Source organism: Flavobacterium tyrosinilyticum (assembly GCF_023656565.1).
Lineage (GTDB): Bacteria > Bacteroidota > Bacteroidia > Flavobacteriales > Flavobacteriaceae > Flavobacterium > Flavobacterium tyrosinilyticum.
In genome coordinates, this window is the sequence record NZ_JAMOKG010000002.1 from 346,306 (window position 1) to 368,016 (window position 21,711).

Here is a 21,711-nt window from a genome sequence, read left to right on the forward strand (position 1 = left end):
TTAATTGTTGTAGTTTTGCGCCCATCTAAAACTAAATTTAATGAGAAAACATTTACCTATTTTATTTTTTTTAATTATTTCTTTTACAGCAAAATCACAATCCTATTTAGGCTATTTCCATGACAACTATGCAGGAGTTCAAAGTGTTTTGTTCAATCCAGCTTCTATTGCAGATTCACGTTTTAAAACAGACATTAATTTATTTTCAATTAGTGGCGCTGTAGAAAATGACTTATATGGCGTTAAACTATTTGATGTTTACAAAGACGGATACGATTTTGAAAGCCAGTCAAAAGTTTCTGCAAAAAATGCCAACAACGGATTGGCAAATTTTGATATCATGGGACCCTCTTTTATGTTTAATATCTCGCCAAAACATTCTTTGGCTGTTTTTACAAGAGCGAGATCTGTTTCTAATATCAGAAAAATTAACGGCTATCTTATCGATCAGGTAAAAGACGGATTAGATCAGTCTGATAGCTTCAATTATAATTTAGGAAGTCCAAATGCTGCCTCTCATTCTTGGGGCGAACTTGGAATTTCATATGCCGCAGTTTTATTTCAAAAAGACCAACACTTTTTAAAAGGAGGTTTAACGGCTAAATATCTTCAAGGTGGTGTAAATGCCTATGTTCACGGAAAAAATGTGAATGTGGCTTATATTGAAAACTCAGCAGATCCAAAAGAAGGTTCTTTAATTTCAAATGGTGAAGTTACGGTTGGAGGAAGTCAAGATTGGGAAGCAAATGATGATTATGAATTTGATTCAAAATCACGCGGATTTGGTTTTGATTTTGGATTGGTTTACGAATGGAGACCTGATTATGATCAATATGATCTTAAAAAAGCAAAACCAGCCGATAATAATTTTAGGGATTTAAATAAATATAAATTGCGTTTCGGTTTATCGGTAACAGATATCGGATCTATCAATTATAAAAACTCAAAAGTGGACACTTACAATGTAAACGGAGTAGTGACGCAACAAATGATTGATGACGCAGAAGATTTATACGATTTTTTAAATGAACATTATACCAAAACTTCAACTTCAAAAGGAGTAAAAACAAATTTGCCAACTGCTATTCGAGCAGATGCAGATTGGAATATGTACAATAAATTCTATTTGAATCTTAACGGAGATATTAATCTGGTTTCTGGCAGTAAATTGAACGGTTACGGAATTGCAGATCGAGTTACATTAACGCCTCGTTACGAAAGCAGATGGTTTAGTTTTTATTTGCCAATGACTTATATGGAATATAGCGGTATGCAGGCTGGAGCAGGATTGCGTGCAGGAGTATTCTTCATTGGTTCTGGTTCTATTTTGAGTAATTTAGCTTCTAGCAACTCTAAAGGAGCTGACTTTCACTTAGGAATGAAGATTCCGGTTTACGAAAAACAATTTAAAGATACAGACGGAGACGGTGTAATTGATAAAGAAGATGCTTGTAGAAAAGTGGCTGGTCCAGCCGAAAATGGTGGTTGTCCTTGGCCAGATACGGATAAAGATGGTGTTTTTGATAAAGATGATGCTTGTATAGATGTGGCAGGACCAAAAGAAAATAAAGGTTGTCCTTGGAAAGATAGTGACGGAGATACTTTATTGGACAATGTAGATGCATGTCCTACAATTGCTGGTCCTGTAGAAAATAAAGGATGTCCATGGCCAGATACTGATGGAGATGGCGTTTTGGATAAAGATGATGCTTGCCCGAACGAAGCAGGTGCAGCAGAAAATAAAGGCTGTCCAGAATTAGACGCAGATAAAGACGGCGTTTTGGATAAAGATGATGCTTGTCCTACAGTTGCAGGTCCAGCAGATAATAAAGGTTGTCCAAAAGTGACTAAAGAAACTTTAGCACAGCTAAAAGTAGAAGCAAGATCTATTTTCTTTACAACTGGAAAAGCAACTTTAAACGATGCTAAAAAAGGAGAAACTTCTGGAAGATTAGATGCGATAAAAGAAATCTTAAGAAATTATCCAAATGCAAAATTTACTATTAACGGACACACAGATAATGTTGGAAATGCAAAAGCAAATCAAAAATTATCTGAAGCTAGAGCAAAAGTAGTAATGGATCTTTTAATCGAAAAAGGTGTAAATCCAGAGAATTTAACTTCTAAAGGTTACGGTTCGACAAAACCAGTAAAATCAAATAAAACAGCTGCAGGAAGAGCAGAAAACAGAAGAACTGAAATTGTTTATTTAGGCAATTTGTAAACGCTTCTGAATATAAAAGTAAAAAGCCATTCTTAATTGAGTGGCTTTTTTTATTTTTGCATACTTTTTAAAAAGAATTAATTCTTTGAAATAGAAGAACTAAAAATACAATATGACAACACAACAACTACACGAACAAATTCTTCAAAAAAAATCATTTTTATGCGTTGGTTTAGATCCTGATCTGACTAAAATTCCGCAGCATTTATTAGAAACCGAAGATCCTATTTTCGAATTTAATAAAGCGATAATCGATGCAACGCACGATCTGACTGTAGGATACAAACCAAACACCGCTTTTTTTGAAGCATACGGAATAAAAGGATGGATGTCTTTGCAGAAAACAATCAATTATATCAACGAAAATTATCCTGATATTTTTACAATTGCAGATGCAAAACGTGGAGACATCGGAAATACTTCTAGCATGTATGCGAAAGCTTTTTTTGAAGATCTGAATTTTGATAGTGTAACCGTTGCTCCTTATATGGGAAAAGATTCTGTAGAGCCTTTTCTGGCATTCGAAAATAAACATACTATTATGTTGGCTTTAACTTCTAATGAAGGTGCTTTCGATTTCCAGACTTTAAATGCCAACGGAACAGAATTGTACAAACAAGTTCTAGAAACTTCTAAAACTTGGAAAAACAGCGAAAACTTAATGTATGTTGTGGGTGCAACAAAAGCAGAATATTTTACTGAAATCAGAAAAATTGTTCCAGACAGTTTCCTACTAGTTCCAGGAATTGGCGCTCAAGGCGGAAGCTTATCTGAAGTATGCAAATATGGAATGAATGATAAAGTTGGTCTTTTGGTAAACTCTGCAAGAGCTATTATCTACGCTTCAAAAGGAACCGATTTTGCTGAAAAAGCTAGAGAAGAAGCTTTGAAAGTACAGCAGGAAATGGCTAAAATTATTGGTTTAAAGTTTCAGGTTTAAAGTTTCAAGTTAACTTTGAACATAATTTTTTAACGCAAAGTTCGCTGAGTTTTTTCGCAAAATGCACAAAGAAATTATATACAGTGTTTTAAAAGTTTCTTAAGTTCTCAAAGTAGGGTGTAAGCTTTACTTTTTTGTTAAAGTTAACTTTGAGTATAATTTTAACGCAAAGTGCGCTAAGGTTTTTCGCAAAGTACACAAAGAAATTATATACAGTTTTTTTAAAGTTCTCAAAGAGGAAATTTATTTTAAGCTTTGAGAACTTAAAAAAATCTTAAACTCAACGTTAAGCATAAACCTCTGCGAACTTTGCGAAAAAACTTCGCGAGCTTTGCGTTAAATTCCACACTCCAACAAACCTCAAACATGAAACAAATAAAAGACCAGCTTGGCAAAGTTCATACTTTTGAAACTGCTCCAAAGCGTATCATTTCGCTAGTTCCATCGCAAACCGAATTATTGTATGATTTAGGTTTAGAAGAGAAAATTATCGGAATAACGAAGTTTTGTGTTCATCCGTTTCATTTTAAATCGACTAAAAAGATTGTTGGAGGAACCAAGAAAATTCACTTCGAAAAAATAAAACTTTTAGAGCCAGATATTATTATCTGCAATAAAGAAGAAAATACACTGGAGATTGTAGATCAGTTAAGTACAATTTGTCCAGTTTGGGTTACCAATATTGTTACTGTCGAAGATAATTTCCAGATGATTTCAGATTTCGGACAGTTATTCAATTGCAGAACCGAAGCGCAGAAATGGAACGACAAATTGGCTTTCGCTTTAAGCGATTTTAAAAATTATATTCAGGATATAAAAGAAAAAAAAGCGGCCTATTTTATTTGGAAAAATCCATACATGGTTGCAGGAAAAGATACGTATATCAATGAGTTGCTAAAACTAAATCATTTTAAAAACATCTACGAAGACAAAGGTCGTTATCCCGAAATCGAATTAAAGAAAATGCGCTTAGAAGGCGATCCTGATATTGTTTTTCTTTCGTCAGAGCCGTATCCTTTTAAAGAAGAGGATGCTTTCGAAATAGGAAGATTTACACATCACGCCAAAACCATTTTCGTTGACGGCGAAATGTTTTCCTGGCACGGAAGCCGATTGTTAAAGGCTTTCCCTTATTTTAAATTACTGCATGAAAGATTAAAAAATTAGTTGAATGAATTTCTAAACTCTAAAGGAGAAACTGTGGTTTTACTTTTAAAAAGCTTATTAAAAGATTGCGGATATTCGAAACCTAATTTGTAAGCAGTTTCACTTACACTCAGGGTAGTTGTGGTAAGAAGTTCTTTGGCCTTTTCAATAATTTTATTATGAATATGATGCTGTGTGCTTTGTCCTGTCAAAGAGCGTAGCATATCGCTGAGATAATTTGGCGTAACATTTAATTGTTCCGAAATGTAAGCGACAGTTGGTAATCCTAATTGCTGTACTTTGTCACTTTCAAAATATTCAGAGAGAAGAAGTTCCAGTTTAGTTAAAAGAGTATTGTTGGCATTTTTTCGGGTAATAAACTGTCGGTTATAAAAACGATTGCAATAATTAAGAAGCAGTTCAATATGAGAAACCATTACATCTTGGCTGAAAGCATCAATAGAAGATAGATATTCTTGTTCAATATTCTGCATAATTCCCGTAATCATCGTTTCTTCTTTTTCTGAAAGATGCAATGCTTCATTAACAGCATAAGAGAAATAACCGTACTCTTTTATTTTTTTTGCCAAAGCATAATTCTGAATAAAATCAGGATGAATTACTAACATTGAGCCATATACAGAAGAATCCATTGGAACTTCTGTAGAAATAATCTGGCCCGGTCCCATAAATGTCATGACACCTTCATCAAAATCATAATAATTTTGACCGTATCTCATTTTTCCCTTAAATCCTCTTTTAATCGAAATCGTATAGAAATTATAAATGACACTCTTTAGATTATTATCAAAATGACAACTTATATCTCTCAGATTTACAAAACTTACCAAAGGATGATCTGGTTTTGGAATCTGTAATAATTGATGTAATTCTGAAACAGAGGTAATGTTATACGGAGTATGATCTTCTTTCTTCATGGCTTTAGGTTTAATACAGGAAAAGCTGTCATAAAGATAACTTTTCCTGTAGATTTTTTTTCTGATTTCTTATAGATTAACAGATTTCATTCCAGATTCATCATAACGATTTCCGGTAATCGTTCCTAGAGGAATAATGTTTTCCAATCTGTTCAATTCTTCAGTAGTCAGAATAAGCTGAGCAGCCTCGATATTTTGCTCTACATATTTTACTCGCTTTGTACCCGGAATAGCTAAAAATCCTTTAGATGCAACCCATGCCAAAGCCAATTGCGAAGCAGTAATTTTTCTTTCATCAGCGATAAGCTTTATTTCATTTAAAAGTTCAATATTTTTATAAAATTGTTCTCCTTGAAAACGAGGAATTGATCTTCTAAAATCATTTTCGGCTAAGTCTTGCGGATGTTGTATTTCTCCCGAAATAAAACCTCTTCCCAAAGGCGAATAGGCTACTACACCAATTTGAAGTTCTTCTAATGTTTTTATAATTCCGTCTTCTTCAATACTTCTTTCAAAAAGAGAATATTCACTTTGAACTGCCGTTAGTGGATGAATGTTGTGTGCTTTTCTAATAGTTTCAGAAGAAACTTCAGAAAGGCCAATATAGCCAACCTTTCCTTCTTTTACCAAATCAGACATTGCCTGAACTGTTTCCTCTATAGGAGTATTAGGATCAACGCGGTGCAGGTAATATAAATCGATATAATCTGTTCCAAGATTTTTAAGAGAACGTTCTACTGCTTTTTTTACATATTCTTTTTTGCCATTAAACTGCCAGGTAAGTTCTTCGTTGTCATTAATCTCAAAGCCAAATTTTGTAGCAATGATGTAAGCGTCACGATTTCCTTTTATAGCCTTTGAAATCAATCTTTCATTTGCCAGCGGACCATACAAATCTGCTGTATCTAAAAAATTACCCCCTAATTCAAGTGAGCGATGTATTGTTTGTATAGATTCAGTTTCGTCTGCTTTACCATAAATATCATTTCCTGCAATCTGACTCATTCCCATGCAGCCTAAACCAATATTAGGAACAACAAGTCCCTGATTTCCTAAATTAACTTTTTTGATAGTACTCATAATTACTGTTTTAATTTTAAATCAAAATTGATTTAGCAAAGATCCGTCAGTATTGCTTTTATAAAGTATCTAAATCTCGTGTAGTTGTATCCAAAATGAGCCAATGTTTAAAAGATTGTGTTTTTTACCGCAAAGCACACAAAGAATTACGCAAAGTTCGCAAAGTTTTTAAGGCAAAGCTTTGCGAACTTTGCGTTTTATACTAAACCTGTTGAGTAAAAAAGCTTTGCGCTCTTTGCGTTAAAATATGCTCAAAGTAAAGCAACCTGAAACAAAGGAAAACATGAAACCTGAAACTAAACTTATATAAAAAAAGAATGCCGACATCTAGAAGACGCCGGCAATATTTAACTAACCAAAACCAAAATAATAAATAACCAGTTTATTACATTACAAATGTCCGACATAAATCAATCTTATGCTGTTAAGATCTTGTTATTACTTTGTTGGATATAAGTTAATGTTGAAAAGATTGATTTTTTTTACTGCAAAGCGCGCAAAGAATTACGCAAAGTATGCAAAGTTTTTTAAGGCAAAGCTTTGCGAACTTTGCGTTTTACACAAAAACTCTTAAGTAAAAAACTTTGCGCACTTTGCGTTAAAATTATGCTCAAAGTAAAGCAACCTGAAACAAAGAAAACATGAAACCTGAAACAAAACTTATATAAAAAAAAGAATGCCGGCATCTCGAAGACGCCGGCATCATTTAACTAACCAAAACCAAAATAATAAATAACCAGTTTATTACATTACAAATGTCCGACATATATCAATCTTATGCTGTTAAGGTTTTGTTATTACTTTGTTGACCATACGTTAAGATTTGTGAAACTGCTGTTTTGAGCTTTCTGCACTGTTAAATAAAATTTGATTATTAAAATATAATAACAATCAATTTTGCTTATTAATATGGTAAAGATAAGTTTGTATATTTGATAAAACATTAAAAATCAGCAATATGGAATCAAACAAAAAATTAACAACTGCAACAGGAACACCCGTTCCAGACAATCAAAACATTCAAACAGCTGGCCCTCGCGGACCCGTTTTATTACAAGATTTTTGGTTCTTAGAAAAAATGGCTCATTTTGATCGAGAAGTGATTCCCGAAAGAAGAATGCATGCCAAAGGATCTGGGGCTTACGGAACTTTTACTGTTACGCACGATATTACTAAGTACTCAAAAGCAGACTTGTTTTCTGAAATTGGTAAAAAGACAGAAATGTTTGTGCGGTTTTCAACTGTTGCAGGAGAAAGAGGCGCTGCTGACGCCGAAAGAGACATTCGTGGTTTTGCCATGAAATTTTACACTAACGAAGGAAATTGGGATTTGGTAGGAAATAATACGCCAGTTTTCTTTTTTCGTGATCCAATGAAATTTCCTGACTTGAACCATGCTGTAAAACGTGATCCAAAAACCAATTTAAGAAGTGCTGATAACAATTGGGATTTTTGGACTTTATTGCCAGAGGCTCTCCACCAAGTTACGATTGTAATGAGTGACCGTGGAATTCCGAGATCGTATAGAGAAATGCATGGTTTTGGAAGCCATACTTTTAGTTTCATTAATGCGCAAAACGAAAGACATTGGGTAAAATTCCATTTGGTTTCGCAACAGGGAATTGAAAATCTCTCTGATGAAGAAGCCGCTAAATTGGTGGGTGGAGACAGAGAAAGCCATCAAAGGGATTTGTTTAATGCAATTGAAGAAGGTAATTTTCCGAAATGGAAAATGTTTGTTCAGATTATGTCAGAAGAACAGGCGAGAACGTATCGTTTTCATCCATTCGATTTGACTAAAGTTTGGTTAAAAGGAGATTTTCCATTAATTCCAGTTGGAGAGTTTGAATTGAATAAAAATCCAGAAAATTATTTTGCAGAAGTAGAACAGGCGGCATTTAATCCAGCTCACGTAGTTCCAGGAATTGGTTTTTCTCCAGATAAAATGCTTCAAGGACGTTTATTCTCTTACGGAGATGCGCACCGTTACCGTCTAGGAGTAAACAATTACCAGATTCCGGTAAACGCTTCTAGATGTCCGTATAACAGTTTTCACAGAGACGGAGCAATGCGTGTTGATGGAAATTATGGCGGAAGAAAACACTACGAGCCAAATAGTTTTGGCGAATGGCAAGACCAGCCAGAAGTAAAAGAACCGCCATTGGCAATTTATGGTGATGCTTATGCACATAATTTTAGAGAAGACGATAACGATTATTTTACTCAGCCAGGACTTTTATTCAACTTGCTGACAGAAGAGAAAAAACAGCTTTTGTTTAAAAATACAGCAGGTCAAGTAGGAGGAGCGCAGAAATTTATTCAAGTGCGTCATATTAGAAATTGTTACCAAGCCGATCCAGCTTATGGCGCAGGTGTAGCAAACGCTCTAGGAATGACAATGGATGAAGTAAATGCTTTTGATGATCCTAGATTGGCTATTAAAGCGAGATAAGTTTTTTTTAGGTTCTAAGATGCTAAGTCTCTAAGTTGCCAACTTTTGAGCTTAATATAAAAGAAAACCCGACAGGTAAAAACCTGTCGGGTTTGTTATTTCACACAAAGATTATAAACTTAGAACCTTAGTAGCTTAGCATCTTAGAATCTAAGAAAATACCACCGTCTTATTGCTATAAACCATTGTTTTTCTTTCAGCATGCAGTTTAATTGCTCTAGCTAAAACGATGCGTTCCAAATCACGTCCTTTCATGATAAAATCTTCTACAGAGTGAATATGAGAAACCCTTGCAATATCTTGTTCAATGATAGGACCTTCGTCTAATTCTTCTGTTACGTAATGGCTTGTTGCGCCAATAATTTTTACCCCACGTTTAAAAGCCGAATGATACGGTTTTGCACCTGGAAAAGCAGGTAAAAACGAATGGTGGATATTGATGATTTTATTTTCGTAAAGCGAAATCAATTTTGGAGTCACGATCTGCATGTAACGCGCCAAAACAATAAAATTGATCTGATATCTTTTCAAAAGTTCTATTTGTCTGGCTTCTCCTTCTTCTTTGTTGTCTTTTGTGAACGGAACATAGTGAAAAGGAATATCAAAACGCTCTGCAATTGAACGTAAATCGTTATGATTGCTAATAATCATAGGAATTTCTACACCTAATTCATCGGCGCTATAACGACCCAAAATATCAAACAAGCAATGATCGTATTTAGAAACAAATAAAGCCATTTTAGGTTTTTGCTCCTGATTGTACAAATCCCAAGACATGTCAAATTTGACAGCAAGAGTTTTATTAAAGTCTTCTTTAAAACTTTCAGCTGTGATAGTCGAATTTTCGAATTCACATTCCAGACGCATAAAAAATACATTTTGCTCTACGTCTACATGCTGGTCGATATAAGTAATATTTCCTCCAACCTTAGCAATAAAAGTAGTAACTGAAGCAATAATATTCTTCTGATCTTTGCAATGAATGAGTATGGTAATTTTTTGCATTTTGGTCTTTTTTTTGGTTAGTAACAAAGTTGTAAAGGCTCAAAGTTGCAAATTTAGCTTTGTACCTTTGTACCTCTTTCTCTTTGTATCTTTATGAAAATTATTTTCCATCTTGCAGAGCAAAAACCTTTTGTAATAAAGGTGTTGTTCTGGCAGAAATATTGTTTCTAATTTCTTTTTCTTCGACAGCAATCATTTTAAAAACGCCAGTAAGAGCTTGATTGGTTGTGTAATCAGTCAAATCTGGATTTACTTTTTTTACTAATGGAATTGTGTTGTATTTGTTTATAATTTTTGTCCAGACAGCATCTGCACCCACTTTTTCGAAAGAGCTTTTAATTACAGGATTAAATTTGGCATATAATGAAGTTGTTGTACTTCCTTGTAAATAATTTGTTGCTGCGTTGTCGCTTCCTAAAAGAATGTTTTTAGCATCTGTAAAACTCATATTTTTTACAGCTGTAACAAAAATTGGAGTAGCTTCCTTTACAGCATCTTCTGCAGCGCGGTTCAACATTTTGATTCCTTCATCTGCAAGAGAACTTAAACCTACTTTACGCAGGGTTGCATCTACTTTTTGTAATTCTTCTGGCATTAAAATTTTTACAGCTTCATTTTTATAAAAACCATCTACTGCGGTTAATTTACTCACTTGTTGCGTAATTCCTTTATTTAGCGCTTCTTTTAAACCTGAAGCAATATCAACAGTTCCTGAACTTGGAAGCTGAGATGCGATTTGAGGCAGTTGATTTAGGGTCTGTTGTACTTGTGCACAAGAAGTAAGCGAAAACGTAACGGCTAATAGTAAAATCTTTTTCATTTGGGGTTTTTGTTTAAGTTTCAAAAATACTACTTATTCAAAAACAACGCCACAATTTTATTTAAAGCAAAGTAACATTTTGTTGCAAACTTAACATAAGCGGAATTAGCGTCTCAAAATTATGGCCAAGACATTCGAATATTAAATTCCCAATAGGTTTTACTGGAAATGTAAGTTGGTTTAGGCTGTACTATTGGTATATTATTGGCATTAAAGTAACGAACACGAATAATTTTTTCGCTAGAGTCATCTTTCATGCTAATGTTTCCTTCGGCATCATCGATGAGTTTTTTCTTTTTTAGATATAAATCTGGTTTTTCAATTGTATATTCTGTAATGGCTTCACCGTTCAGTTTTAAAAGACACCCAATTAAATTTCCATTTTTGTCAAAAGATTCAATTCTTTTTAGAAAATTCTTTTCATAATAATATATTTCAAAAGCGATACTGCAAGATCCTTGCTGTAGTTTGTTATTATGCAATCGGAAACGAAGTATTTGGTTTTTAGCATTTGTAAATTCAACATACCCATCTCCATGTGCATCAATATTCTTATTCAATATTCTCGAAGGTTTTGAGAATTGTTTGATTTGATCGATGTAGACTCTATAATTATCGGCAGATTGTGCAAAAGAAGAGATACAAAGTAACAAGCCTAATAGACTAAAAAAAGATTTCATTTTATAAATTTTAATTAGTCAAATCTATTTTTATTTCTTCAATAAATCTATTTTCTCATTTGTATTTTTAATATAAACTGACATTTCAGAATATTTCCATGTACCTCTTTTTTCGCCTACGATAAATAAAGTTCCTTTGCCTTTTGGACCTTTCAACGGAACCTGTACATCGCAAGTTCGAACCTCATTATGTGAAGTGACGGTTCCAGAAACTATTCCGTCTGTTTCAACAGGAGAACCGAGTTTTTCCACTACGAGTTTATTATTCTCTACCGCTATCATAGATTCTTTATAAGCTTCCGAATCTTTAAGAACCGAAGTTACTTCATAGAAAATTCCTCCAATAAATAAAGCTGCTAATACTAAAAGCGTTAAACATCCGCTGGGAATAAACCATTTCCAGTTTCTGTTTAACCAGCTTTGTCTGTGTACTAACTCGTTTGAATCTTCCATAAATTTAGTTTTAAGTGAAATTGATAAAGCTAAAATAAGAATAAATTTAATTGATTTTCAGTGTTTTATATTAAATAAAAAATCACCTTATAAATTTTACAAGGTGATTTTTTAAAAATGCTATTATTTAAAAACTTATCTGTTACTAAAAGCAATTTCTTCTAAAGCTTTTGGATTACTAATTGCTTTGCTGACATCTTGTTTTTTCATATCATCATTATCTCCAGTTCCAGTGCATAAAGTAAGTTCTTTTGGCATTATCGGTTTCTTATCGAATATTGTTGCAAAAAGCAATGCTCCTTGCAAATAACCGCCATCATTTAAAAGATGTAATGTGTTTTCGCCGTAACGAAGGTTATCTTTATTCCCAACTAGATATTTATAATCGTTTTTGCCATTATATGCATCATTGACAGCATCGCCAACTCTTAGCAAACCTGAGTTTTTTGTAGTTTCCACCACAGCAATTGCATTTTTACGAATTTCGTCGAAATAATCTTTGTATTCTGAATCGGTAATAGGCAGTGGAGACATTCCTTCATAGATATAAAATGCAGCATCAGGACTGTTTTTGCGTATTTTATCTGTAATCATTTTTACATTTGCCTGATATTTATCTAGTTCAGCCAAAGCTACGGGAGTAGATTCCTGAATAACTACGTAATCATAATAGTTACCATCTTTGTCTGCTTTTGCAAAATTTTGTTCTGCCTCTGTTTTATGATCGTCATAAATTTTATCAATAGAAACGCCCATAGTAACCAATTGATCAACATTCATTGGCTGGTTGTTGGCTTTGCAAATTTCTCCAAACAATACAGGAGCGCTTACAAAAAATTCGGTATGGCTGTTTCCGATGAATAATATTCTTGGAGAGCCTTCCGCTTTTGGAGCTTTAGGATGTGTTGTAGTTTCTGTACTTGCAGTTGAATTTTCGGTAGAAGTTGATTTGTTGTTACAAGCAGAAAAAAGAACTGCTGCAATACCAAAAAGTAAAAAGTGTTTTTTCATTATGATTTTAATTAAAAGGATTCGCTATTTTTTGATAAAAAATTTCGACAAATCTCTTTTTAATCGGCAACAATTAGAGCCTTGATAAGTTTTAAAAGTGTTAGTTTAGGACATTAAATTTGTGCATTGAGAATTTGGTGTGAAATCCAATAAGCAGATTACAGATAATTATCTATTACTAAAAGCAATTTCCTCCAGAGCCTTAGGATTAGTTACTGCTTTTGCTACTTCTTGCTTTCTCATACTGTCATTATCGCCAGTTCCCGTGCTTAAAAGAAGTTTTTTAGGGATAATAGGAGTTTTATCAAATACTGTAGAATATATTAAAACGGCTTGTAAAAAACCGCCATCGTTTATAAAATGAAGGGTGTTTTTGCCATCACGAAGATTGTCTTTATTACCTTTTAGATACTTATAACCGCTTTTTCCTTCATATGCATCTTTAACAGCATCACCCACTCTTAATACCCCTGCATTTTTAATAAAAGCGGCAGCTAGAATGGTGTTTTTACGTAATTCTGTATAATAATTATTGTATTCTGAGTTTGCATAAGATAAAGGAGACATATTTTGATAAACATAAATTGCGGCATCTGGACTGTTTTTATGTATTTTTTCTGCAAATAATTTCAAATTGTCTCTATACTTAGAAAGATTTGTTAGGGCAATTGGTGTTGATTCCTGAATTATGACATAATCATAATAGTTGCCATCCTTGTCTATATTGGAAAAATTTTGATCGGCCTCTGTTTTATTAGTGAAATAAACTTTATTGAGCGGAACTCCTATTGTTATCAGCTGCTGCACATTTATATTTTGATTATTTGCATTGCATAATTCCTGAAATAGAGTGGGACCGCTTACAAAATATTCAATATGACTATTTCCAATAAATAACACGCGTGGAGGGCCAACGGTTTTTGGTGGTTTTGGTTTGCTTATTTCGTTCGATATAGTAGAATTCTCTGTTTTGAATTTATCGCATGAAAGGAATAAAAATAATATAATGAAACTAAAAGCCAAGAGGTATTTTTTCATTTAAGATTCAATTAGAATGAGCACAGTATTTTTTTGCAAATCTCTTGCTAACTCAAAAAAGTAGAAGCCTCAAAAAGTTTTAAAACTAATATTTTAAGACAAAAAAAATCACCCTATTATAAAAGGTGATTTTGAATTTTGCATTAAAATAAATAAGCATTAGAAGTATTTTATTTAGGATGTAGGTTTTCCTGTTACTCTGATACTTTTTTATTTTCAAATTATACAATTAAAAATTTATGGGACAAAAAAGGTGTTTAAACGTACTGTAAACAATATAAATTGGGGTTATTGATTGGGTTAATCTGCTGTAAATTGGCTAAAATATGCTGAGTGCAATCTTTACCGCCAAATGTCAAGTAGAATAAAGATTTTGAAATGTAAGATGGCCTTAACAGAACTGCGCGCCAGCCCAACGTTATATTTTTAAAGAAATGTTTTAATGCGTATTTAATTGATTTTTCTTCAGGACGAATAAAATAAATAGTGTAGCCTCTAAGTTTTGTCATCAGATTTGGAAACATTACAAATCTTCCGCCTTGTTGTATCAATAAATTTATTTCAAACAATGATAAACCTTCAATATTTTCTGTTTTCATGATCTATTGTTTTTTAATTTAATGTTAGTGGTAGTATTACGATGCAAAGTTGCGACAGAAATAAAAATATAAAAGGCCTTAAAAGTTTTAAAACTAATAACTTAAGACATTTTTGAATAAAAAAAATCGGAAACTCAACTGAATGAATTCCCGATTATTTTTTTTAAGTATTTCGTTTTTGCATTAATTTACACTAAGAGACAATTGATTATTCAATTCTGCATCTTTTTCGTAAACATCTTGAAAGAAACCAATTTCTCCGTTTTCATTTACCAATGAAGTAAAATAGGTAATGAAAATTGGTACTTTTTTAGATAGTTTAAAACTGTTTTCTGCTTTACCATCCATGGCTTTGTCAATTTTTGCCTGATTCCATTCCGGATAATCTTTCAGCATGGCAACAGCCAATTCTTTTGCCATTTTTACATTGATACATCCATGGCTAAAAGTTCTTTTTTCAAAATCGAATAAAGTTTTAGATGGGGTATCGTGCATATAAATATCATCTGAATTTGGGAACATAAATTTTACCAATCCTAAAGAATTGTCTGGACCTGGTTTTTGTCGTACTTGACCATTAACCATTTCCATATTTTTTTCTGCAAGATAATTTGGGTCTGCAGCAATTTTAGATTTCAACTCATTTTGCACAATACTTTGAGGAACTGTCCAATAAGGGCTAAAAACGATTCGGTCAATTTCTCCATTAAAAATGGTTGTTTTGGTAAGAGGAGCTCCAACAAAAACACTCGAAGTCAATACCACTTTTCCGTTTTTAACATAAAACAATTCATAAGAAGGAACATTTACCAAAACATACTCATCGCTGGCAGCAATTTGAGCCGAAATCTCACGGCATCTTTCCATGTTAAGTTTTAAAGTCACCACTTTATTTTCAAGCGGAATATTCATTTCGTTAATATGCTCTTCTGCCAGAATGTAATTGGGTTTAAATCCGTTACGAACTTTGTATTTCATTACAGCATCCATCAATTCACGATCGTAAACATCGCTTTTAGAATCTGTTTTCAAATCTCCTAATAAATACAAACGAGTTCTAACTTGCGAGATAGTGCTTGAAACCGCATCTGGGCGCAACTCTTTATAAGGAGACTCGGCCGGAACAATAGGTTTGTATTTACTAGATTTTTCTAATCTTTTGTATTTTTTTAGAGCATCTTGCAATTTATAATACTGGTCAAATTCTACTTTTTCATTACTTGCAACTGCTGTTGTTTCTGCCTCTTCTAATGTGCTGTAGTTTAAGAAATCTTTTAGCATAGTATCGTAAGCTAGTTTTTTCTTGTCGGCATTGCTTTTTTTAGCATATACTATGTATAATGAACTCAAAAGCATATCTGCATCAGTTTGAGAAAGTGTGCTTTTATCTGATGAAGTGCTAAACAATTGGTCTATTTCTTTTTGGTAAGGAATAATCAAATCATTTGTTTTTTTTGCTTTTTCGTACAAAGCAGAGCCAAATTCGTTGATTTCGTTTTCATCAAACCAGATAGATCCAAGAGTTCTGGTTTTGTATAAAGACATGACATCAGATTTATATTTTTTCAAATCAGAATATCTTTTAAAGAAATCGTTCGAAATTTCGTTTACATCATTTTGATTATGGTAAACGGTTAAATGATTTGAAGCTTTTTTATATTTAAAACTGTTGTTTTCAATTTTGTTAAAAGAAAATACAAAAAAACTCAAACTTAAAATTACGGTGAATGAATAAAATGTTTTCATTTTTTTTTAATTTTTACGTTATTACTTTTCTACGTAAGTCATTGGTAAAAATTTGGGGCTTTTCTACAATGCTAAATTACTATGGGAGAACTCAAAACGTGTTTCCTGATTTTGTTTAAATGTTGCGAAATTGCCATGTCTTTAAGCTTTCTTTAACTTATATCCATTAGTGGCAAGAATTACTACCTTTATATTGAAGAAAAAATATTTTCTTTTTTATTAACATAATGTTATTTGATTGACCAAATATTAAAATAATTTGTACATTGGTCGCTTAAAATTATCATATTCATAAAATGGAACAACAAATACCATATATTCCTAAAAATAAAGTAAGAATTGTTACCGCTGCTTCACTTTTTGACGGGCATGATGCCGCCATCAATATTATGCGCCGTATTATTCAGTCAACTGGAGTTGAAGTAATTCACCTTGGTCATGACAGAAGCGTTGAAGAAGTGGTAAATACCGCTATTCAAGAAGATGCCAACGCCATTGCAATGACTTCGTATCAGGGCGGACACAACGAATACTTTAAATATATGTATGATTTGCTTCGCGAAAAAGGAGCGGGGCATATTAAAATCTTCGGAGGCGGAGGTGGAGTAATCCTTCCAAGTGAAATTTCAGAATTGCATGAATATGGTATCACTAGAATTTATTCTCCAGACGACGGCCGTTCTTTAGGACTTCAGGGAATGATTAATGATTTGGTACAGCGTGCCGATTTTCCTATTGGAGATCAACTAAATGGAGAAATAGATCATATTGAAAATAAGGTTCCAACGGCAATTGCACGTTTGATTTCGGCAGCAGAAAATTTCCCAGAAATAGCAAAACCTGTTTTTGATAAAATTCACGAAAGCAATGCCACTTCAAAAATTCCAGTTTTAGGAATTACAGGAACTGGTGGTGCTGGAAAATCTTCTTTGGTAGATGAATTAGTTCGCCGATTTTTAATTGATTTCCCAGAAAAAACAATCGGATTAATTTCTGTCGATCCTTCTAAAAGAAAAACGGGAGGAGCACTTTTAGGAGACAGAATCCGTATGAATGCGATTAATAATCCTCGTGTATATATGCGTTCGCTGGCGACACGCCAGTCGAATTTGGCTTTGTCTAAATATGTAGCCGAGGCGATTCAGGTTCTAAAAGTCGCAAAATACGATTTGATCATTTTGGAAACTTCAGGAATTGGTCAGTCTGATACCGAGATTATGGATCATTCTGATGTATCCCTATATGTAATGACACCAGAATTTGGAGCGGCAACACAATTGGAAAAAATCGACATGCTTGATTTTGCCGATTTAGTGGCTTTAAACAAATTTGATAAACGTGGAGCTTTAGACGCTTTGCGCGATGTAAAAAAACAATATCAGCGCAACCATAATCTTTGGGATAAAAGCCCAGACGAAATGCCCGTTTTCGGAACGATTGCTTCGCAGTTTAACGATCCGGGAATGAACACGCTTTACAAAGCGATTATGGATAAAGTGGTTGAAAAAACCGATTCAGACTTGAAATCGACTTTTGAAATCACAAAAGAAATGAGCGAGAAAATATTCGTCATTCCACCGCACAGAACGCGTTATTTATCTGAAATTGCAGAGAATAATAGAAGTTATGATGAAATCGCCCTTTCTCAGCAAAAGGTAGCACAGAAATTATATGGAATTTTCAAAACCATTGAATCGGTTTCTGGAAAAGTTCCTCAAATTAATAAAGCAGGAATTGATGATTCTTCTGTTTTACCAAGCGGAATTGCAGAACACAACGAAAACAGAATCTTTTTGAATCTTTTACTGAATCAGTTTGATAAAGTAAAAATGGATTTAGATCCGTACAATTGGGAAATTATACTGAATTGGGATGAAAAAGTAGCGAAATATAAAAATCCAGTTTACTCATTTAAAGTTCGTGATAAAGAAATCAAGATTGCAACACATTCTGAAAGTTTATCTCATTTACAGATTCCTAAAATTGCTTTACCTAAATATGAAGGTTGGGGCGATATCTTGCGTTGGAATTTACAGGAAAATGTTCCTGGCGAATTTCCTTTTGCTTCAGGATTATATCCGTTTAAACGTGAAGGCGAAGATCCGTCGAGAATGTTTGCCGGCGAGGGCGGACCAGAAAGAACCAATAAACGTTTTCATTATGTGAGTGCAGGAATGCCGGCAAAACGTCTTTCAACCGCTTTTGACAGCGTTACTTTATACGGAAATGATCCAGATTTACGTCCGGATATTTACGGAAAAATTGGAAATGCTGGAGTTTCAATCTGCTGTCTGGATGATGCAAAAAAACTATATTCAGGTTTCGATTTGGTTCATGCTTTAACTTCGGTAAGTATGACCATTAACGGGCCCGCGCCAATGCTGTTAGGTTTCTTTATGAATGCCGCAATCGATCAGCAATGTGAGATTTACATTAAGGCAAATGATTTAGAAAAAGAAGTTGAATCAAAAATCAACAAATTATACAAAGAAAAAGGAATCGAAAGACCGAAATACCAAGGCGAACTTCCAGCTGGAAACAACGGTTTAGGATTAATGCTTTTGGGCGTTACGGGAGATCAGGTTTTACCTTTGGATGTTTATAATGAAATAAAAGTCAAAACCTTATCACAAGTTCGTGGAACTGTTCAGGCCGATATTTTAAAAGAAGATCAGGCGCAGAATACGTGTATTTTCTCAACAGAATTTGCTTTGCGATTAATGGGCGACGTTCAGGAATATTTTATTACTAAAAACGTTCGTAATTTCTATTCGGTTTCGATTTCAGGATATCATATTGCCGAGGCGGGAGCGAACCCAATCACGCAATTGGCCTTTACGCTTTCAAATGGTTTCACTTACGTGGAATATTATTTGAGTCGCGGAATGAACATCAACGATTTTGGACCAAACTTATCGTTTTTCTTCTCCAACGGAGTAGATCCGGAATATTCGGTAATTGGACGTGTGGCGCGTAAAATTTGGGCAAAAGCCATGAAAAACAAATACGGAGCCAACGAAAGAGCGCAAATGCTGAAATATCATATTCAGACTTCTGGACGTTCGTTACACGCGCAGGAAATTGATTTTAACGATATTAGAACGACTCTACAGGCTTTATATGCGATTTACGATAACTGTAATTCACTGCACACCAACGCTTACGACGAAGCGATTACAACGCCAACAGAAGAATCTGTACGTCGTGCAATGGCCATTCAGCTGATTATCAATAAAGAATTAGGTTTAGCGAAAAACGAAAACCCAATTCAAGGTTCGTTCATCATCGAAGAATTAACCGATTTAGTTGAAGCTGCAGTTCTTCAAGAATTCGACAGAATTACGGAAAGAGGAGGAGTTCTTGGCGCAATGGAAACGATGTACCAAAGATCTAAAATTCAGGAAGAAAGTTTGTATTACGAAACTTTAAAACACAACGGAGATTTCCCAATTGTGGGTGTAAACACATTCCTGAGTTCAAAAGGTTCGCCAACGGTAATTCCAGCTGAGGTTATTCGCGCAACCGAAGAAGAAAAACAATATCAAATCACGATGTTGGATAATTTGCATAATTTCCACGAAGCAAAAGTAAACGAGCATTTAAATACCTTACAGCAAGCGGCTATTAAAAACGAAAACTTATTTGATCATTTAATGGAAGCTACAAAAGTTTGTTCTTTGGGGCAGATTACTTCGGCGTTGTTTGAAGTTGGTGGGCAGTATAGAAGGAATATGTAGAAATAAATTTTTAAACGTCCGAAATTATCGGAAGTTTGGTTAATATTTAAAACCTCTCAAAAATGGGAGGTTTTTTTTATTGTAAACATATAATACCCCTTTTAATTTAAGAACCTTCCAACAAGGCCAAAGGCCTAAAAGCGTTTTAGCATTGGGCAAAGTCCAATGTCTGTAATAAGGATAATAAGAAAGCCCTGAAAGGGCGTTAGCAATTAGATAACAAGAATGGCTCATGCCCTTTCAGGGCTTCTAGTCGCATTGAGTTTTATTTTATAATAGGGCGTTGCCCTATTTTGAATCTGTTAGCCTTTCAGGCTTTTTTTTGCGCAGACTTTTAAGAATTTAAATCTCTTAATAAATTCCATAAAAAAAAAGTAGCTCTCACTATTGCGAGAATTCTCTTCGTGTCAGTAAAAGAAAAAAAACAATTATCAAACATAGCCCGTGGTTTCAACCACGGGTACACAATACGAGCACGACAATTTTACGTTCCCATGGTTGAAACAAGGGCTATGCTTATAACGCTTTGGAATAGCAAAGAAGAAAATCATATTATTTTGTCATTTCGACCGAAGGGAGAAATCACACTCGAAGCTCGATAAAGAAAATCGTCAATCTTTGCGGAGCTACTTGCGAAGATTTCTCCTTACGTCGAAATGACAAGATTGCGTAAAAACTTTGCGACTTAGCGTCTTTGCGAGATTTTTAGCGTTAGAACTTTCCTCCCGCTCTCGCAAGAAAAACAGCAAAAATCCTATTATCAAATATCGCCCGTGGTTTCAACCACGGGTACACAATGCGAGCAAGACAAATATTGCGTTCCCGTGGTTGAAACCACGGGCTATGTTTATATCGCTTTGGAAGAGAAAAAAAAGAAAATCATTCATTAACAACCTCCCCAACAAACCCCAAAAACTCCATTTCATCCATAGGAAACAAATGCAGAATCGTTTCCAAAATCAGACTCACATTAATAGTTGCACTTTTATCTTTTTTAGAAAAATTGTGCATGTCATTATCAAGCGCCAGAATGCATAATTTTAGTAAATCGGTAATGAGACAGCCGAGTTCTAAATAATTGACCACTTTAAATTGTGCGGTAAAAGAGTTGGCTTCATTGGTTGGTTTTAGTGTTGTAAAGTACTGAGCGGTTAATTTTTGCAGTTTTTGTAGCTTTTCTGTTTCGTTAGTTTCCATAAGGCGTATATTTTTAAATGATTTACAATTTGACTATTATAAATTTATCATAAGAAAAATTGTACTTTTGTTTGATTCGGCGAAGGAAGAAATAGATTTTGCTGTACGAAATCATTTTTTACTGTATCGCACGGCAAAAAAATCTGTTTTTTACATTTTACCGATTTTGACACTTTATTATTATCTTTGAATTATGAGCACACTAACAAAACCAAATCATATAGGGCGAAAAATAAGCCGTATTCGTGAACTTCGAGATATGAAGCAGGAAGCTTTGGCGCAGGCTTTAGGAACAAACCAGCAAGCGATTTCGGCTATGGAAAACAGCGAAACCATTGATGACGAAAAACTTGTTGAAGTTGCAAAAGCACTTGGTGTAACGGTTGAAGCGATTAAGAATTTTTCGGACGAAGCGGCAATTAATTATTTCAATAGTTTTAATGAGGCTGTACATAATAGTCACTTTGGAAATAATAATCATTGCACTTTCAATCCATTAGATAAATTAATGGAAACGGTAGAAGAAAATAAAAAGCTTTACGAGCGTTTGCTTCAATCAGAAAAAGATAAAATAGAATATTTAGAGAAGTTGCTAAAAGAGAAATAGTAATTGAATAGAAATAAAAAGCATCTGCAACGGCGGGT

17 protein-coding genes are annotated in these 21,711 nt (G+C 34.0%); 6 read left to right on the forward strand and 11 right to left on the reverse strand.

The window, feature by feature from the left end:
* Positions 1–40: 40 nt before the first annotated feature.
* From NCC77_RS09245 to NCC77_RS09255, 3 genes are all read left to right on the forward strand, one after another.
* Positions 41–2,224 (forward strand): DUF5723 family protein, encoded by a 2,184-nt coding sequence (locus tag NCC77_RS09245; protein ID WP_250835309.1) that lies wholly within the window; start codon positions 41–43, stop codon positions 2,222–2,224.
* Between the two features lie 112 nt (positions 2,225–2,336).
* A complete protein-coding gene (gene pyrF, locus NCC77_RS09250; protein ID WP_250835310.1) occupies positions 2,337–3,164 on the forward strand; it encodes an orotidine-5'-phosphate decarboxylase in 828 nt (275 codons plus the stop codon).
* A gap of 366 nt (positions 3,165–3,530) precedes the next feature.
* Positions 3,531–4,331, forward strand: coding sequence for an ABC transporter substrate-binding protein (locus NCC77_RS09255; protein WP_250835311.1), 801 nt, complete (start codon positions 3,531–3,533; stop codon positions 4,329–4,331).
* Here the strand turns inward: NCC77_RS09255 and NCC77_RS09260 are convergent.
* Together NCC77_RS09260 and NCC77_RS09265 are read right to left on the reverse strand one after the other, a co-directional pair.
* Positions 4,328–5,248, reverse strand: coding sequence for a helix-turn-helix domain-containing protein (locus tag NCC77_RS09260; protein ID WP_250835312.1), 921 nt, complete (start codon positions 5,246–5,248; stop codon positions 4,328–4,330). The genes NCC77_RS09255 and NCC77_RS09260 overlap by 4 nt on opposite strands.
* A 69-nt stretch (positions 5,249–5,317) precedes the next feature.
* Positions 5,318–6,328, reverse strand: a complete 1,011-nt coding sequence (locus tag NCC77_RS09265) for an aldo/keto reductase (protein WP_250835313.1) — start codon at positions 6,326–6,328, stop codon at positions 5,318–5,320.
* A 958-nt stretch (positions 6,329–7,286) separates the two neighbouring features.
* Between NCC77_RS09265 and NCC77_RS09270 the strand changes: the two genes are divergently transcribed.
* Positions 7,287–8,780: a catalase gene (locus NCC77_RS09270; protein WP_250835314.1), complete on the forward strand. Its 1,494-nt coding sequence runs from the start codon at positions 7,287–7,289 to the stop codon at positions 8,778–8,780.
* A 150-nt stretch (positions 8,781–8,930) separates the two neighbouring features.
* Here NCC77_RS09270 and purU read toward each other — a convergent pair whose 3' ends face one another.
* From purU to NCC77_RS09310, 8 genes are all read right to left on the reverse strand, one after another.
* Positions 8,931–9,785: a formyltetrahydrofolate deformylase gene (gene purU / locus NCC77_RS09275; protein WP_250835315.1), complete on the reverse strand. Its 855-nt coding sequence runs from the start codon at positions 9,783–9,785 to the stop codon at positions 8,931–8,933.
* Positions 9,786–9,885: 100 nt separating this feature from the next.
* Positions 9,886–10,605, reverse strand: a complete 720-nt coding sequence (locus tag NCC77_RS09280) for a DUF4197 domain-containing protein (protein ID WP_250835316.1) — start codon at positions 10,603–10,605, stop codon at positions 9,886–9,888.
* 119 nt (positions 10,606–10,724) lie between these two features.
* Positions 10,725–11,285, reverse strand: coding sequence for a hypothetical protein (locus NCC77_RS09285; protein WP_250835317.1), 561 nt, complete (start codon positions 11,283–11,285; stop codon positions 10,725–10,727).
* Between the two features lie 30 nt (positions 11,286–11,315).
* Entirely contained in the window at positions 11,316–11,738 is a 423-nt protein-coding gene (locus NCC77_RS09290) for a cytochrome c oxidase assembly factor Coa1 family protein (protein ID WP_250835318.1), read from the reverse strand.
* A gap of 135 nt (positions 11,739–11,873) precedes the next feature.
* Positions 11,874–12,749, reverse strand: a complete 876-nt coding sequence (locus NCC77_RS09295; RefSeq protein ID WP_250835319.1) for an SGNH/GDSL hydrolase family protein — start codon at positions 12,747–12,749, stop codon at positions 11,874–11,876.
* A gap of 168 nt (positions 12,750–12,917) precedes the next feature.
* Positions 12,918–13,787, reverse strand: coding sequence for a hypothetical protein (locus tag NCC77_RS09300; protein ID WP_250835320.1), 870 nt, complete (start codon positions 13,785–13,787; stop codon positions 12,918–12,920).
* A gap of 257 nt (positions 13,788–14,044) precedes the next feature.
* Complete coding sequence (locus tag NCC77_RS09305; RefSeq protein WP_250835321.1) at positions 14,045–14,386, reverse strand: hypothetical protein; 342 nt, start codon at positions 14,384–14,386, stop codon at positions 14,045–14,047.
* A gap of 183 nt (positions 14,387–14,569) precedes the next feature.
* A complete protein-coding gene (locus NCC77_RS09310) occupies positions 14,570–16,132 on the reverse strand; it encodes a L,D-transpeptidase family protein (RefSeq protein ID WP_250835322.1) in 1,563 nt (520 codons plus the stop codon).
* 296 nt (positions 16,133–16,428) lie between these two features.
* On the opposite strand from NCC77_RS09310, the gene NCC77_RS09315 reads away from it, so the two are divergent.
* A complete protein-coding gene (locus NCC77_RS09315; RefSeq protein WP_250835323.1) occupies positions 16,429–19,869 on the forward strand; it encodes a methylmalonyl-CoA mutase family protein in 3,441 nt (1,146 codons plus the stop codon).
* Between the two features lie 879 nt (positions 19,870–20,748).
* On the opposite strand, the gene NCC77_RS09320 is transcribed toward NCC77_RS09315, so the two are convergent.
* Positions 20,749–21,066: a hypothetical protein gene (locus tag NCC77_RS09320; protein WP_250835324.1), complete on the reverse strand. Its 318-nt coding sequence runs from the start codon at positions 21,064–21,066 to the stop codon at positions 20,749–20,751.
* A gap of 193 nt (positions 21,067–21,259) precedes the next feature.
* Between NCC77_RS09320 and NCC77_RS09325 the strand changes: the two genes are divergently transcribed.
* Positions 21,260–21,673 (forward strand): helix-turn-helix domain-containing protein, encoded by a 414-nt coding sequence (locus NCC77_RS09325; protein ID WP_109192529.1) that lies wholly within the window; start codon positions 21,260–21,262, stop codon positions 21,671–21,673.
* Positions 21,674–21,711 lie beyond the last annotated feature (38 nt).